This window comes from Acetatifactor muris, from assembly GCF_024623325.1.
GTDB classification, from domain to species: Bacteria; Bacillota; Clostridia; order Lachnospirales; family Lachnospiraceae; genus Acetatifactor; species Acetatifactor muris.
In genome coordinates, this window is record NZ_JANJZD010000092.1 from 1 (window position 1) to 1,900 (window position 1,900).

At 51.1% G+C, this 1,900-nt stretch carries 1 protein-coding gene; it reads left to right on the forward strand.

What is annotated here, in order from left to right; all coding sequences use genetic code 11:
* Positions 1 to 138 precede the first annotated feature (138 nt).
* Complete coding sequence (locus NSB25_RS29855; protein WP_103242811.1) at positions 139 to 1,587, forward strand: DDE-type integrase/transposase/recombinase; 1,449 nt, start codon at positions 139 to 141, stop codon at positions 1,585 to 1,587.
* Positions 1,588 to 1,900: the final 313 nt, after the last annotated feature.

A 1,900-nucleotide genomic window follows, 5' to 3' on the forward strand; every position in this document is an offset into this window, starting at 1 on the left:
GGTAGTGTCAAATCCTACCTAATTTTTTGTTACTCAAACCTTGATTTTATGGGAGTTTGCAAATAAAAGAGCATTGACCTCCCTTTTTATGGTATAATGTCAATCGCCAAACCAACATTCCGAAAGGAGCCAATGCTCATGAACATTATACACTACCTGTTACAAATTATTCAATACCTCTACCAGCAAAACTGTTGGTTAATTAACTTCATCTGCAGATACATCCCTCTCAAGCAGTGGGCTTTCGATGATTCCCATTCCCCCAAATATCAGAAGTTCAGGATCGACCAGCTTCCTCTGGTCACTGACTTCCGGCAGGACTGGACTTATAAAGAACTTATCCCTTACTACGAAAAACGCTATGGCAAGAAGATCTGCCCTGTCAGGCGCCGCTCTGAATGCGATATCCCTGAGGACTGCTCCTGCCCGCGCTGTGACGCACCCATGCCATACCTCTACAGGAACAACGGCTCCAAAGGCCAGATCCTCTGCAAGGTATGCGATGCCAGATTCTCCCCTGGGGACAGCCGCTTCTCTTCCATGAAGCTGCGCTGCCCGCACTGCGGCAACGCCCTCGTCCCAAAGAAAGAGCGGAAGCACTTCATCCTCCACAAATGTGTCAATCCAAAATGCCCTTACTACCTCCACAACCTCAAAAAGGTGGATAAGGATGACCTCAAAGAGGATTATGGCAAGAATAAATATAAGCTCCACTACATCTACCGTGAATTCACGTTGGATTTTTTCAGCATGGACTTAAGTTCCCTGCCTAAAAACGCTTCCTCCCTGAAATTCAGCAGGCACAATGCACATGTCATGTCCCTGTGCCTGACGCTCCACGTCAACCTCGGCCTCTCCCTGCGCAAGACCTCGCAGGCTTTGAAAGACCTTTACAACATCAGCGTCTCCCACCAGCAGATCGCCAACTACTGCAAGACTGCCGCTGTCTGCGTCAAGCCCTTCGTCGATCGGTATCCCTACGAAAAAGGGGATGTGTTCACTGCGGATGAGACCTACATCAAGATCCGCGGCGTCAAGGCCTACGTCTGGCTCATCATGAATGCGGCGACCCGCTCCATCATCGGCTACCAGGTATCGGACAACCGGGGCGTCGGCCCCTGCATCCTCGCCATGCGCATGGCATTCCGGGGGCTTGCAAAGCTGCCTGAAAGATTCAAGTTCATTGCTGACGGCTACAGCGCCTATCCCCTTGCCGCCATGGAGTTCGCTAAAAAGCTGGGGAAAGACTTTTCTTTCAAAGTCACGCAGGTCATCGGGCTTGCCAACGATGATGCCGTCTCCACGGAACACCGCCCGTTCAAACAGATGATCGAACGGCTTAACCGCACCTACAAGGCCTCCTACCGCCCTACAAACGGCTTTGACAGCATCGACGGCGCAAACTATGACCTTGCCCTCTGGATTGCCTACTACAACTTTCTGCGTCCACACAAACACAATAAATACAAAGTCCTCAACGAAGTAGAAATGCTCCAGGGTGCCGACAATATGCCGGGCAAATGGCAGCTCCTCATCTTCCTGGGCCAGCAGACCATCCTGGAGCTCCAAAAACAGACAGCTGTATGACTGGAGCGGGGCCTTATGTCAAGGGGACCGTGGAATAAATGCGGCTGCACTTCGCCGCTTTTATGCCGCGAAAGTCCCTTGACATAAGGACCACGGATTATCCTTGCGATAGGGAAAAGGGCTCAACAGCCCTTTTCCCTGCTTCCGGCGAGGACGGGTCTGGGCAGGGCCCAGATAATGGGTCAAGGGACGGGTCCCTTGTGGGGTTTGGGGCAAGGCCCCAAGGTCTTAAACTACCTATATCTGCAATTTTCAAGGTTCTTTTGAGCTTATTTTTTTCGGCTCGCTTTTTCATAGATTACTTGACACTACC

Excerpts from the sequence above, each read along its gene's own strand:
- NSB25_RS29855 (WP_103242811.1), top strand. The coding sequence starts at position 139 with ATGAACATTATACACTACCTGTTACAAATTATTCAATACCTCTACCAG.